The sequence below is a fragment of the Pseudomonas sp. 273 genome, from assembly GCF_029201425.1.
Lineage (GTDB): Bacteria > Pseudomonadota > Gammaproteobacteria > Pseudomonadales > Pseudomonadaceae > Pseudomonas > Pseudomonas delhiensis.
The window spans coordinates 6019768-6033541 of sequence record NZ_CP116775.1; the positions used below are offsets into that span (position 1 = coordinate 6019768).

Below are 13774 nucleotides of genomic sequence, written 5' to 3' on the forward strand. Positions count from 1 at the left end.
TTTGGGTGTTATATGGTCAAGCCTCACGGGCAATTAGTATCGGTTAGCTCAACGCCTCACAGCGCTTACACACCCGACCTATCAACGTCGTAGTCTTCGACGGCCCTTCAGGGGAATCAAGTTCCCAGTGAGATCTCATCTTGAGGCTAGTTTCCCGCTTAGATGCTTTCAGCGGTTATCTATTCCGAACATAGCTACCCGGCAGTGCCACTGGCGTGACAACCGGAACACCAGAGGTTCGTCCACTCCGGTCCTCTCGTACTAGGAGCAGCCCCTCTCAAATCTCAAACGTCCACGGCAGATAGGGACCGAACTGTCTCACGACGTTCTAAACCCAGCTCGCGTACCACTTTAAATGGCGAACAGCCATACCCTTGGGACCGGCTTCAGCCCCAGGATGTGATGAGCCGACATCGAGGTGCCAAACACCGCCGTCGATATGAACTCTTGGGCGGTATCAGCCTGTTATCCCCGGAGTACCTTTTATCCGTTGAGCGATGGCCCTTCCATACAGAACCACCGGATCACTAAGACCTACTTTCGTACCTGCTCGACGTGTCTGTCTCGCAGTCAAGCGCGCTTTTGCCTTTATACTCTACGACCGATTTCCGACCGGTCTGAGCGCACCTTCGTACTCCTCCGTTACTCTTTAGGAGGAGACCGCCCCAGTCAAACTGCCCACCATACACTGTCCTCGATCCGGATAACGGACCAGAGTTAGAACCTCAAGCATGCCAGGGTGGTATTTCAAGGTTGGCTCCACGCGAACTGGCGTCCACGCTTCAAAGCCTCCCACCTATCCTACACAAGCAGGCTCAAAGTCCAGTGCAAAGCTACAGTAAAGGTTCACGGGGTCTTTCCGTCTAGCCGCGGATACACTGCATCTTCACAGCGATTTCAATTTCACTGAGTCTCGGGTGGAGACAGCGCCGCCATCGTTACGCCATTCGTGCAGGTCGGAACTTACCCGACAAGGAATTTCGCTACCTTAGGACCGTTATAGTTACGGCCGCCGTTTACCGGGGCTTCGATCAAGAGCTTCGCTTTCGCTAACCCCATCAATTAACCTTCCGGCACCGGGCAGGCGTCACACCCTATACGTCCACTTTCGTGTTTGCAGAGTGCTGTGTTTTTAATAAACAGTCGCAGCGGCCTGGTATCTTCGACCGGCGTGGGCTTACGCAGTAAATACTTCACCCTCACCGGCGCACCTTCTCCCGAAGTTACGGTGCCATTTTGCCTAGTTCCTTCACCCGAGTTCTCTCAAGCGCCTTGGTATTCTCTACCCGACCACCTGTGTCGGTTTGGGGTACGGTTCCTAGTTACCTGAAGCTTAGAAGCTTTTCCTGGAAGCATGGCATCAACCACTTCGCTCTCTAAAAGAAAGCTCGTCATCAGCTCTCGGCCTTGAACACCCGGATTTGCCTAAGTGTTCGGCCTACCACCTTAAACTTGGACAACCAACGCCAAGCTGGCCTAGCCTTCTCCGTCCCTCCATCGCAGTAACTAGAAGTACAGGAATATTAACCTGTTTCCCATCGACTACGCTCTTCAGCCTCGCCTTAGGGACCGACTAACCCTGCGTCGATTAACGTTGCGCAGGAACCCTTGGTCTTTCGGCGTGGGAGTTTTTCACTCCCATTGTCGTTACTCATGTCAGCATTCGCACTTCTGATACCTCCAGCAAGCTTCTCAACTCACCTTCACAGGCTTACAGAACGCTCCTCTACCGCGCATCTTGCGATGCACCCGTAGCTTCGGTGTATGGTTTGAGCCCCGTTACATCTTCCGCGCAGGCCGACTCGACTAGTGAGCTATTACGCTTTCTTTAAAGGGTGGCTGCTTCTAAGCCAACCTCCTAGCTGTCTAAGCCTTCCCACATCGTTTACCACTTAACCATAACTTTGGGACCTTAGCTGACGGTCTGGGTTGTTTCCCTTTTCACGACGGACGTTAGCACCCGCCGTGTGTCTCCCACGCTGACACTTCCAGGTATTCGGAGTTTGCATCGGTTTGGTAAGTCGGGATGACCCCCTAGCCGAAACAGTGCTCTACCCCCTGGAGTGATACGTGAGGCGCTACCTAAATAGCTTTCGAGGAGAACCAGCTATCTCCGAGCTTGATTAGCCTTTCACTCCGATCCACAAGTCATCCCCTGCCTTTTCAACGGAAGTGGGTTCGGTCCTCCAGTCAGTGTTACCTAACCTTCAACCTGCTCATGGATAGATCGCCCGGTTTCGGGTCTATACCCAGCGACTAAACGCCCTATTAAGACTCGCTTTCGCTACGCCTCCCCTATTCGGTTAAGCTCGCCACTGAATATAAGTCGCTGACCCATTATACAAAAGGTACGCAGTCACCCAACAACGTGGGCTCCCACTGCTTGTACGCATACGGTTTCAGGTTCTATTTCACTCCCCTCTCCGGGGTTCTTTTCGCCTTTCCCTCACGGTACTGGTTCACTATCGGTCAGTCAGTAGTATTTAGCCTTGGAGGATGGTCCCCCCATGTTCAGACAACGTTTCACGTGCGCCGTCCTACTCGATTTCACTTCCTGGAACCTTTCACATACGGGGCTATCACCCACTATGGCCGCACTTTCCAGAGCGTTCTGTTAGATTCCAAGAAGCTTAAGGGCTAGTCCCCGTTCGCTCGCCACTACTAAGGGAATCTCGGTTGATTTCTGTTCCTCAGGGTACTTAGATGTTTCAGTTCCCCTGGTTCGCCTCACACACCTATGGATTCAGTGTGTGATAACCAGCTTGTGCTGGCTGGGTTCCCCCATTCAGAGATCTCCGGATCACAGTCTGTTTGCCGACTCCCCGAAGCTTATCGCAGGCTACCACGTCTTTCATCGCCTCTGACTGCCAAGGCATCCACCGTATGCGCTTCTTCACTTGACCATATAACCCCAAGCAATCTGGTCATACGTCTCGAACGTGAAGACGACATTCGCCGAAAATTCGCGCTTGAACTCGCAAATTTTACCTTGACTTGAACAATCCCCAGTGAAAGAGATCATTCAGTCTACTTCTATCACATACCCAAATTTTTAAAGAACGGTTCTGGCACAAAGACCAGACATCAATGTTCGCAGCGGAACACTCATGTCTGAGCTTTCGACGATTTCGGAGATGGTGGAGCCAAGGAGGATCGAACTCCTGACCTCCTGCGTGCAAAGCAGGCGCTCTCCCAGCTGAGCTATGGCCCCCTCTTTTCCAACGATTGGTGGGTCTGGGCAGATTCGAACTGCCGACCTCACCCTTATCAGGGGTGCGCTCTAACCGACTGAGCTACAGACCCATATAGGGTTGCCTAACCGTCGCTTACCAGTGAATCAAGCAATTCGTGTGGGAGCTTATGAGAAAGCCGGGATCTTCGATTAAGGAGGTGATCCAGCCGCAGGTTCCCCTACGGCTACCTTGTTACGACTTCACCCCAGTCATGAATCACTCCGTGGTAACCGTCCCCCCGAAGGTTAGACTAGCTACTTCTGGAGCAACCCACTCCCATGGTGTGACGGGCGGTGTGTACAAGGCCCGGGAACGTATTCACCGTGACATTCTGATTCACGATTACTAGCGATTCCGACTTCACGCAGTCGAGTTGCAGACTGCGATCCGGACTACGATCGGTTTTGTGGGATTAGCTCCACCTCGCGGCTTGGCAACCCTCTGTACCGACCATTGTAGCACGTGTGTAGCCCTGGCCGTAAGGGCCATGATGACTTGACGTCATCCCCACCTTCCTCCGGTTTGTCACCGGCAGTCTCCTTAGAGTGCCCGGCATAACCCGCTGGTAACTAAGGACAAGGGTTGCGCTCGTTACGGGACTTAACCCAACATCTCACGACACGAGCTGACGACAGCCATGCAGCACCTGTGTTCCGATTCCCGAAGGCACTCCCGCATCTCTGCAGGATTCCGGACATGTCAAGGCCAGGTAAGGTTCTTCGCGTTGCTTCGAATTAAACCACATGCTCCACCGCTTGTGCGGGCCCCCGTCAATTCATTTGAGTTTTAACCTTGCGGCCGTACTCCCCAGGCGGTCGACTTATCGCGTTAGCTGCGCCACTAAGATCTCAAGGATCCCAACGGCTAGTCGACATCGTTTACGGCGTGGACTACCAGGGTATCTAATCCTGTTTGCTCCCCACGCTTTCGCACCTCAGTGTCAGTATCAGTCCAGGTGGTCGCCTTCGCCACTGGTGTTCCTTCCTATATCTACGCATTTCACCGCTACACAGGAAATTCCACCACCCTCTACCGTACTCTAGTCAGGCAGTTATGGATGCAGTTCCCAGGTTGAGCCCGGGGATTTCACATCCATCTTACCAAACCACCTACGCGCGCTTTACGCCCAGTAATTCCGATTAACGCTTGCACCCTTCGTATTACCGCGGCTGCTGGCACGAAGTTAGCCGGTGCTTATTCTGTTGGTAACGTCAAAACTACAAGGTATTAGCTTGCAGCCCTTCCTCCCAACTTAAAGTGCTTTACAATCCGAAGACCTTCTTCACACACGCGGCATGGCTGGATCAGGCTTTCGCCCATTGTCCAATATTCCCCACTGCTGCCTCCCGTAGGAGTCTGGACCGTGTCTCAGTTCCAGTGTGACTGATCATCCTCTCAGACCAGTTACGGATCGTCGCCTAGGTGAGCCATTACCCCACCTACTAGCTAATCCGACCTAGGCTCATCTGATAGCGTGAGGTCCGAAGATCCCCCACTTTCTCCCGTAGGACGTATGCGGTATTAGCGTCCCTTTCGGAACGTTGTCCCCCACTACCAGGCAGATTCCTAGGCATTACTCACCCGTCCGCCGCTGAATCCGGAAGCAAGCTCCCTTCATCCGCTCGACTTGCATGTGTTAGGCCTGCCGCCAGCGTTCAATCTGAGCCATGATCAAACTCTTCAGTTCAATACTGATCGGGTTTTGAGAAAACCCTAAACTTGGCTCAGCAATCGCAAAAAACTCTCGAATTCACGAGTGTTACTTGTGATGCTGATAATCTTGCGATCACCAGTCTTAGCTCACAAGCACCCACACGAATTGCTTGATTCAACTTGTTAAAGAGCAGTGGTTGATTCTTTCGTCTCAACCGAGGCCGCGCATTCTACGCCAACCTCTTATTCCGTCAAGCGTTATTTTCAGAATTTTTCGTTCCTACTCAACCGCTTGCGCTTTCGATCGGCCGAAGCTTCTCGTCAGCGGGAGGCGCATTCTACAGCGTTCAAAATCGCTGTCAAGCACCTCGGCGATCTTCCTTTTCGGCCCGCTGCCGGAGCAGCTGTTGAACCGAAAGGCGGCAAGTGAATCACCTGCCCGACCACCACTCTCAACTTCGAACCTACTTAAGTGCTTGATTTTCAAGCTCTTTCAGCGCTTCGTCGCTGGGAGTGGTGCGCATTATAGGGACTTCAGAAGGCCCGTCAACACTTTTCTGAAAGTTTTCACTCGGCCAGCAGAGTGACCTTCGCGAACGCCTTCTTGCCAGCCTGCACTATATGAGTAGCGCCTACCTTGAAGACGAAGCTGCGATCCACGGCATGGCCATCGACACGCACGCCGCCGGCGCCCAGCAGGTCGCGCGCCACGGCGGAGTTCTTCACCAGGCCGGCACGGTTCAGCACGGCGCCGATGGGCAGGTCCTCGGTGGCGGCCACCTCCACTTCCGGGATGTCTTCCGGCAGCTCGCCTTCCTTGAGACGATTGCCCGCGGACTTGTGGGCGTTGGCGGCGGCTTCTTCGCCATGGAAGCGGGCGACGATCTCCTCCGCCAGCTTGATCTTGACGTCGCGCGGGTTGGCACCGGCCTCGACGTCCTTGCGCAGGGCATTGATCTCGTCCATCGAACGGAAGCTGAGCAACTCGAAGTAACGCCACATCAGCGTGTCCGGAATGGAAACGAGCTTGCTGTACATGACGCCCGGCGCTTCCTGGATGCCGATGTAGTTGCCCAGGGACTTGGACATCTTCTTCACCCCGTCCAGCCCTTCCAGCAGCGGCATGGTCAGGATGCACTGCGGCTCCTGGTCGTAGGCGCGCTGCAGCTCGCGCCCCATGAGCAGGTTGAACTTCTGGTCGGTACCGCCCAACTCGACGTCGGCGCGCAGCGCTACCGAGTCGTAGCCCTGCACCAGCGGATAGAGGAACTCGTGGATGGCGATGGACTGGTTGCTGGCATAGCGTTTGCTGAAGTCATCGCGCTCGAGCATGCGGGCAACGGTGTACTGGGAGGCGAGACGAATGAAATCGGCCGGAGTCAGCTTGTCCATCCAGGTGGAGTTGAACGCCACCTCGGTCCTGGCCGGGTCGAGGATCTTGAAGACCTGGGACTTGTACGTCTCGGCGTTCTCCAGCACCTGCTCGCGGGTCAGCGGCGGACGGGTGGCGCTCTTGCCGCTGGGGTCGCCGATCATCCCGGTGAAGTCGCCGATGAGGAAGATCACCTGATGACCCAGGTCCTGGAACTGGCGCAGCTTATTGATAAGGACGGTGTGACCGAGGTGCAGGTCCGGCGCGGTCGGGTCGAAGCCCGCCTTGATCCGCAGCGGCTGGCCGCGCTTGAGCTTTTCGACCAGCTCGGCTTCCACCAGGAGTTCATCCGAACCACGCTTGATCAGCGCCAGCTGCTCTTCGACCGACTTCATCACAGTTCCCGTTCCGTTTTTCCGGCAATCAAAAGGGAACCAACCATACAAGATCGGACACTAAAAACAAGTTTTGCCCGGCGTACGGGGAAATGGCGTCAAACCCTGGGCGATAGACTTGCTTCGAGGGGAATTTGGTTATATTTTAGGCAGTTATTTCACATTCCAAAAACACCACTCACGCCATGACGCAATCGAATCAGAAAGCGCCCTACTATCCGAAGAGCCATCTGCTGGCCGCAAGCGGTGTAGCAGCGCTCCTCAGCCTGGCTCTGCTGGTGTTCCCCTCGAGTGAAGTCGAGGCGAAGAAGACCACGCTCAACCTGGAGCTGGACAGCGGTGCCGACCGCATCATTCAGGAAAAAGACGACCTGCGAAGCCCGCAGGTCACCGAGGGCGAAGGCTCCCCCTTCGCCCGGATCGAAGGTCAGAACGAAAACGACAGCGCCGGAAAAGACGCGGAAGAAGAAAAGAAAGAACTCAAGGCTTCCAACGACAGCCAACCCGCCACGCCCGCCGAACCGGCCTGGAAGCGCGTGACCGTGGGCAAGGGCGACACCCTCTCCACCGTCTTCGCCAAGGCGGGCCTGCCGGCCGGCCTGGTGCACGACGTGCTGGCCAGCAGCAAGGACGCCAAGCAGTTCACCCGCCTGGACGTCGGCCATGAAGTCGAGTTCCTGATCAGCCCGCAAGGCGAGCTGCAGAGCCTGCGCATCAAGCAGAGCGACCTGGAGACCATCAGCCTGAACAAGTCCGCCAAGGGCTATGCGTTCAAGCGCGATCTGGTCAAGCCGGACGTGCACACCGCCTACGCCCATGGCCGCATCGACAGCTCGCTGTTCACCGCGGGCAAGGAAGCCGGCCTGTCCCATGACCTGATCATGGCCCTGGCGAACATCTTCGGCTACGACATCGACTTCGCCCTCGACCTGCGCGAAGGCGACCAGTTCGACGTGATCTACGAGAAGAAGGTGGTCAACGGCCGCCAGGTGGACACCGGCAACATCCTCGCCGCGCGCTTCATCAACCGCGGCAAGGAATACACCGCGGTGCGCTTCACCAACAAGACCGGCAACACCAGCTACTACCGCGCCGACGGCACCAGCATGCGCAAGGCGTTCATCCGCACCCCGGTGGACTTCGCCCGCATCAGCTCGCGCTTCTCCATGGGGCGCCTGCACCCGATCCTGAACAAGATCCGCGCACACAAGGGCGTCGACTACGCCGCCCCCATCGGCACGCCGATCAAGGCCACCGGCGACGGCAAGGTGGTCGAGGCCGGGCGCAAGGGCGGCTACGGCAACGCCGTGGTCATCCAGCACGGTTCGACCTACCAGACCGTCTACGGCCACATGAGCCGCTTCGCCAAGGGCATCCGCAGCGGCGTCGCGGTCAAGCAGGGGCAGATCATCGGCTACGTCGGCATGACCGGCCTGGCCACCGGCCCGCACCTGCACTACGAGTTCCATGTGAACGGCCAGTATGTCGACCCGCTGAGCGCCAAGCTGCCGATGGCCGACCCGCTGGCCGGTCCGGACCGCAAGCGTTTCATGGCCCAGACCCAGCCGCTGATGGCACGCATGGACCAGGAGAAGCCCACCTCCCTGGCCATGAACAAGCAGCAAGAGCAGCAGCGCTGAGCCATGGCGCTCTACCTGGGGGTGATGTCCGGCACCAGCCTCGATGGCCTGGACATCGCCCTGGTCGAGCAGGGTGAAAACGCCACCACCCTGCTCGCCTCCCACTACATCCCCATGCCCCCGGACCTGCGCGCCGAACTGCTGGCCCTGTGCGCCAGCGGCCCCGACGAGATAGCCCGCGGCGCCTGCGCCGAGAACGACTGGGTGCGCCTGGCCGCCCAGGGCATCCAGGAACTGCTGCAACGCCAGCGACTGACACCCGCTGCCATCCGCGCCGTCGGCAGCCACGGCCAGACCGTGCGCCACGAACCGCAGCGCGGCTTCACCGTGCAGATCGACAACCCCGCCCTGCTCGCCGAGCTGACCGGCATCGACGTGGTGGCCGACTTCCGCCGCCGCGACGTCGCGGCAGGCGGCCAGGGCGCGCCGCTGGTACCGGCCTTCCACCAGGCGCTGTTCGGCAACGAAAGACAGCGAGCCGTGCTGAACGTCGGCGGCTTCAGCAACGTCTCGCTGCTCGCCCCCGGCGAGCCGGTACGCGGCTTCGACTGCGGCCCGGGCAACGTGCTGCTGGACAGCTGGATCCACGACCAGCGCGGCGACGCCTACGACCGCGACGGCGCCTGGGCGGCCAGCGGCCAGGTGAATGCCGAACTGCTGCAGCGCTTCCTCGCCGACGACTTCTTCGCCACCCGCGGGCCGAAGAGCACCGGTCGCGAACGCTTCAACCTGCCCTGGCTGAAAGCGAAGCTGGCCGAAGGCCCCGCCCTCCCCGCCGAGGACGTGCAGGCCACCCTGCTGGAGCTCAGCGCCCGCAGCATCGCCGAATCCCTGCTGCATGCGCAGCCGGGTTGCGAGGAAGTGCTGGTGTGCGGCGGCGGCGCCTTCAACGGCGCGTTCATGGCGCGGCTGGCGGCGCACCTGCCCAAGGCGAAGGTGGCCAATACCGCGGATTACGGCGTGGCGCCGGAATGGATGGAAGCCATGGCCTTCGCCTGGCTGGCGCACCGCTTCCTCGAGCGCCTGCCCGGCAACCGCCCGGAAGTCACGGGCGCGGCCGGGCCGCGGATACTCGGCGCCCTCTACCCCGCCTGAACAAACGAAAACGCCGCGCAGATGCGCGGCGTTTCGTCGTTACGGCCGACTCAGATCGAGAACGACTGACCGCACCCGCAGGTGGTGGCGGCGTTCGGGTTCTTGATCACGAAGCGCGAACCTTCCAGGCCTTCCTGGTAGTCCACCTCGGCGCCGGCGAGGTACTGGAAGCTCATCGGGTCGACCACCAGGCTGACGCCATCGCGCTCCACCACGGTATCGTCATCCGCGGTGTCCTCGTCGAAGGTGAAGCCGTACTGGAAGCCCGAGCAGCCGCCGCCGGTGACGAAGACGCGCAGTTTCAGACGCGGATTGCCTTCTTCGTCGATCAGCGTCTTCACCTTGTGCGCGGCCCCGTTGGAGAAGATCAGTGGGGTGGGGGTGAAGGTCTCGATGGTCATGTCAGATGTCTCCCGGCCGAGGCCGTACGTTACAACATTGCGGGCTATTATCCGCTTACCCGAGAAAAATGGTCAACTAAGCCAGGTCAATCCTTCGTCGAACATCCCCCGGGGACGGGCTCCCGCAATGGGAGCCCGGGCTCGCCTCAGGGCAGCAGGGCCACGTTGGACAGGCCCAGACGCTCGTCCAGGCCGAAGAGGATGTTCATGTTCTGGATGGCCTGGCCGGAGGCGCCCTTGACCAGGTTGTCGATCACCGACAGCACCACCACCAGGTCGCCGCCCTGCGGGCGGTGCACGGCGATGCGGCAGACGTTGGCGCCGCGCACGCTGCGGGTCTCCGGGTGGCTGCCGGCCGGCATCACGTCGACGAAGGGCTCGTTGGCGTAGCGCTCCTCGAACAGCTTCTGCAGGTCCACGCCACGATCGGCCACCTGGGCGTAGAGGGTGGCGTGGATGCCGCGGATCATCGGCGTCAGGTGCGGGACGAAAGTCAGGCCGACATCACCCCCGGCGGCGCGGCGCAGGCCCTGGCTGATTTCCGGCAGGTGGCGGTGGCCCTTGACCGAGTACGCCATCATGCTCTCGCCGGCCTCGCAGAACAGCGAACCGACCTTGGCGCCACGGCCGGCGCCGCTGACGCCGGACTTGCAGTCGGCGATCAGCCGCGAGGTGTCGGCCAGGCCGGCTTCCAGCAGCGGGATGAAGCCCAGCTGGGCGGCGGTGGGGTAGCAGCCGGGCACGGCAATCAGGCGCGCCGACCTGATCGCCTCGCGGTTGACTTCCGGCAGGCCGTAGACGGCCTCGGGCAGCAGCTGCGGCGCGCCATGGGGCTGGCCGTACCACCTGGCCCATTCCTCGGCATCCTGCAGGCGGAAGTCGGCGGACAGGTCGATGACGCGGGTGCCGGTGGCCAGCAGCTCGCCGGCCAGGGCATGGGCGACACCGTGCGGGGTGGCGAAGAACACCACGTCGCAGGCACCCAGGCGCTGCACGTCCGGCACGCTGAAGGACAGGTAGTCGTAGTGGCCTCGCAGGTTCGGGTACATGTCGGCGACCTTCACGCCCTCCTCGGAGCGCGAGGTGATCACCTCGACGCGCGCCTCGGGATGCTGGGCCAGCAGACGCAGCAGCTCCACACCCGTGTAACCCGTACCACCTACGATACCGACCTTGATCATCTGTCCGTCACTCCGCCAATAAGGGGCTCACTCAGAGCCGCCCATGATAAGAGCGCGGGCCCCGCATGAACAGGCCGAAGCGCCGCGGGCGACGAGTCGCCGGCAGCGGCGTGCGACTTCGCGGGGATGACGCTGGCACGGGGCTGCCACTACTATCAGCGCAACCGTGACCCGAGGAGCTATCGATGCTGTATCTGTGGATAAAGGCCCTGCACATAGTCGCAGTGGTCTGCTGGTTCGCCGGCCTGTTCTACCTGCCGCGCCTGTTCGTCTACCACGCCATGAGCGAGGACGCCGCCAGCCGCGAGCGCTTCCAGGTCATGGAACGCAAGCTGTACCGCGGCATCATGGGCCCGTCGATGGTCCTGACCATCCTGCTCGGCGCCTGGATGCTCTACCTGACCCCGGGCTGGCTGAGCCAGGGCTGGCTGCACGCCAAGCTGACCCTGGTGGTCCTGCTGATCGGCTACCACCACGCCTGCGGCGCCATGCTCAAGCGCTTCGCCCGTGGCGAGAACCGCCGCAGCCACGTGTTCTTCCGCTGGTTCAACGAAGTCCCTGTGCTTTTCCTGCTGGCCATCGTCATTCTGGTAGTGGTCAAACCTTTCTGAATCCTGTCCGGAGCCTCCCATGTCCCTGCCCGCCCTGCTCGACCGCCGTCTGCGCCTGCCCCTGGTGGCGGCGCCCATGTTCCTGGTGTCCAACCCGCAACTGGTGCTGGCCTGCTGCCACAGCGGCATCGTCGGCAGCTTCCCGGCGCTGAACCAGCGCGAGAGCAGCGGCTTCAAGGCCTGGCTGGAAGAGATCGAGGCCAGCCTGGCCGACGCCCCGCAGGCGGCGCCCTACGCCGTGAACCTCATCGTCCACCACAGCAACCCGCGCCTGCAGGCGGACCTGGCGCTGTGCGTGGAGCACCGCGTGCCCATCGTCATCACCAGCCTGGGCGCGGTGCGCGAGGTGGTCGATGCGGTGCACAGCTATGGCGGCCTGGTGTTCCACGACGTGACCACCCGCCGCCATGCGGAGAAGGCGGCCGAAGCCGGGGTCGACGGGCTCATCGCGGTGGCCGCCGGCGCCGGTGGCCATGCCGGCACCTGGAGCCCCTTCGCCCTGGTCGCGGAGATCCGCCAGTTCTTCGACAAGACGCTGCTGCTGGCGGGCTGCATCAACCGCGGGCACGAGATCCTGGCGGCGCAGATACTGGGCGCCGACCTCGCCTACCTGGGCACGCGCTTCATCGCCACCCGCGAGAGCAACGCCTCCACGGCCTACAAGAAGATGCTGCTGGAAGCCCGCGCCGCCGACATCATCCACACCCCGGCGGTCTCCGGCGTGCCGGCCAGCTTCATGCGCCAGAGCCTGGAGGCCGCCGGCTTCGACATGGCGCGCCTGAACGAGAATGGCGAGCTCAACTACGGCGAGAAACTCAAACCGGTCAACGACGAGGCCAAGGCCTGGAAGACCGTCTGGTCCGCCGGCCAGGGCGTGGGCAACATCAGCGACCTGCCGTCGGTGGACGAACTGGTGGCGCGCCTGGACCAGGAGTACCGCGACGCCCTCCAGCGCGGCGGCGCCCTGCCCGGCCTGCTGCGCCCCTGAACGGGGCTCGCAAATCCGCGCATGCTGGCTTGTTGCCCCCAGGGCCTGCGTTTAGGCTGTAGCCAAATGCTGCAGCCCAACCAACCGACAAGGACGCCTCTCGATGGATGAAACGCGCTACAAGATCGTGTTCGACGGCACGTTGATGCCGCAAACGCCGCTGGAAACCGCCAAGGAAAACCTCGCCCGCCTGTTCAAGAGCGACCTGGCGCGCATCGAGGCGCTGTTCAGCGGGCAACTGGTCGTGCTCAAGCGCGACCTTTCCGAGGGCGAGGCCGACAAGTACCTGCAGGCGCTGCACAACGCCGGCGCCCAGGCGCGCAAGGAGTCCGACCTGGTGTCCAGCCTGTCGCTGGTGGAGACCGAGGATCATCCCGGCGCCGCGAGCCTGGCCGCGGCAGCCACGGAACCGGCGGCCGACGCCCAGCGGATGACCTGCCCCAAGTGCGGCCACGAGCAGGCCAAGGCCAGCGAGTGCGGCGCCTGCGGCATCATCATCGACAAGTACCTGGCGCGCCAGGCCGAGCTGGCCGCCACCCAACCCGCGGAGCCGGCCCCCGCCGCGCCGCGCGCCCAGTCGCCCTACGCCACCCCGCAGGCCCCGGTCGGCGAGGCGCTGCCGGAATACGGCGAGCTGCAGTACTTCAGCGTCCAGGGCCGCATCGGCCGGGTGCGCTACCTGGGCTGGAGCATGGCCATGATCCTCGCCCTGATCCCGGCCTTCGCGCTGTTCGCCGCCCTCACCGCGGTGTCCCACACGCTGGGTGGACTGGTGCTGATCGCCGCCTGCGTCGGCATGGCCGTGGTCAGCATCTTCTTCGGCGTGCAGCGCCTGCACGACATCGGCTGGTCCGGCTGGCTGTGGCTGCTCAACTTCGTTCCCGTGGTGGGCAGCGTCATGGCCCTGCTGATGCTGCTGGTGCCGGGCACCACCGGCGCCAACCGCTACGGCCCGCCGCCGCCGCCCAACAGCCGCGGCGTGGTGGCCCTGGCCTGGGCGTCGATCCTGGTGCCCATCGTCGGCATTCTCGCCGCGATCGCCATCCCGGCCTACCAGGGCTATCTCACCCGTGCCCAGGAAGCGGCCTACAGCCAGGATCAGGACTACGACTCGGCGGCGACCGCCGAGCCCCAGGCCGACGACGAGGGCGACGAGGACGCCAGCGCCGTGGATACCGACGAGCCCTCGGAGCAATAGCCCACGG

The 13774-nt window shown here is 61.4% G+C and carries 8 protein-coding genes, 2 tRNA genes and 2 rRNA genes; 5 read left to right on the forward strand and 7 right to left on the reverse strand.

Annotated features, from left to right (window positions below; genetic code table 11):
• Nucleotides 1-12: 12 nt before the first annotated feature.
• The 5 genes from PKO50_RS27585 to tyrS all read right to left on the reverse strand — a co-directional run bounded on the left by PKO50_RS27585 (nt 13) and on the right by tyrS (nt 6653).
• Nucleotides 13-2903, reverse strand: a 23S ribosomal RNA gene (locus PKO50_RS27585).
• Between the two features lie 232 nt (nt 2904-3135).
• Nucleotides 3136-3211 (reverse strand) — tRNA-Ala (locus tag PKO50_RS27590).
• A gap of 15 nt (nt 3212-3226) precedes the next feature.
• Nucleotides 3227-3303, reverse strand: a tRNA-Ile gene (locus PKO50_RS27595).
• A gap of 80 nt (nt 3304-3383) precedes the next feature.
• Nucleotides 3384-4920, reverse strand: a 16S ribosomal RNA gene (locus PKO50_RS27600).
• Together the 16S and 23S rRNA genes with 2 tRNA genes alongside form the textbook arrangement of a ribosomal RNA operon.
• A 533-nt stretch (nt 4921-5453) precedes the next feature.
• Nucleotides 5454-6653, reverse strand: coding sequence for a tyrosine--tRNA ligase (gene tyrS / locus PKO50_RS27605; protein WP_275627807.1), 1200 nt, complete (start codon nt 6651-6653; stop codon nt 5454-5456).
• Between the two features lie 185 nt (nt 6654-6838).
• Between tyrS and PKO50_RS27610 the strand changes: the two genes are divergently transcribed.
• Together PKO50_RS27610 and PKO50_RS27615 are read left to right on the forward strand one after the other, a co-directional pair.
• Entirely contained in the window at nt 6839-8293 is a 1455-nt protein-coding gene (locus PKO50_RS27610; RefSeq protein WP_275627808.1) for a peptidoglycan DD-metalloendopeptidase family protein, read from the forward strand.
• 3 nt (nt 8294-8296) lie between these two features.
• Nucleotides 8297-9388 carry an anhydro-N-acetylmuramic acid kinase gene (locus PKO50_RS27615; protein WP_275627809.1) on the forward strand — a complete coding sequence of 364 codons (1092 nt, stop codon included), beginning with the start codon at nt 8297-8299 and terminating at the stop codon, nt 9386-9388.
• Nucleotides 9389-9438: 50 nt separating this feature from the next.
• On the opposite strand, the gene erpA is transcribed toward PKO50_RS27615, so the two are convergent.
• The gene (gene erpA, locus PKO50_RS27620; protein ID WP_009615673.1) at nt 9439-9789 is read right to left on the reverse strand and encodes an iron-sulfur cluster insertion protein ErpA; all 351 of its coding nucleotides are present in this window, start codon (nt 9787-9789) and stop codon (nt 9439-9441) included.
• 146 nt (nt 9790-9935) lie between these two features.
• Nucleotides 9936-10970 carry an N-acetyl-gamma-glutamyl-phosphate reductase gene (argC, locus tag PKO50_RS27625; protein ID WP_275627810.1) on the reverse strand — a complete coding sequence of 345 codons (1035 nt, stop codon included), beginning with the start codon at nt 10968-10970 and terminating at the stop codon, nt 9936-9938.
• Nucleotides 10971-11158: 188 nt separating this feature from the next.
• Here argC and hemJ point away from each other — a divergent pair, with 188 nt between their 5' ends.
• From hemJ to PKO50_RS27640, 3 genes are all read left to right on the forward strand, one after another.
• Nucleotides 11159-11581: a protoporphyrinogen oxidase HemJ gene (hemJ, locus tag PKO50_RS27630; protein WP_275630536.1), complete on the forward strand. Its 423-nt coding sequence runs from the start codon at nt 11159-11161 to the stop codon at nt 11579-11581.
• A 19-nt stretch (nt 11582-11600) separates the two neighbouring features.
• The gene (locus tag PKO50_RS27635; RefSeq protein WP_275627811.1) at nt 11601-12569 is read left to right on the forward strand and encodes a nitronate monooxygenase family protein; all 969 of its coding nucleotides are present in this window, start codon (nt 11601-11603) and stop codon (nt 12567-12569) included.
• A 103-nt stretch (nt 12570-12672) separates the two neighbouring features.
• A complete protein-coding gene (locus tag PKO50_RS27640) occupies nt 12673-13767 on the forward strand; it encodes a DUF805 domain-containing protein (protein ID WP_109934857.1) in 1095 nt (364 codons plus the stop codon).
• Nucleotides 13768-13774: the final 7 nt, after the last annotated feature.

Coding starts and splice junctions, on each gene's coding strand:
- tyrS (WP_275627807.1), bottom strand. CDS start 6,653: ATGAAGTCGGTCGAAGAGCAGCTGGCGCTGATCAAGCGTGGTTCGGAT.
- PKO50_RS27610 (WP_275627808.1), top strand. CDS start 6,839: ATGACGCAATCGAATCAGAAAGCGCCCTACTATCCGAAGAGCCATCTG.
- PKO50_RS27615 (WP_275627809.1), top strand. CDS start 8,297: ATGGCGCTCTACCTGGGGGTGATGTCCGGCACCAGCCTCGATGGCCTG.
- erpA (WP_009615673.1), bottom strand. CDS start 9,789: ATGACCATCGAGACCTTCACCCCCACCCCACTGATCTTCTCCAACGGG.
- argC (WP_275627810.1), bottom strand. CDS start 10,970: ATGATCAAGGTCGGTATCGTAGGTGGTACGGGTTACACGGGTGTGGAG.
- PKO50_RS27635 (WP_275627811.1), top strand. CDS start 11,601: ATGTCCCTGCCCGCCCTGCTCGACCGCCGTCTGCGCCTGCCCCTGGTG.
- PKO50_RS27640 (WP_109934857.1), top strand. CDS start 12,673: ATGGATGAAACGCGCTACAAGATCGTGTTCGACGGCACGTTGATGCCG.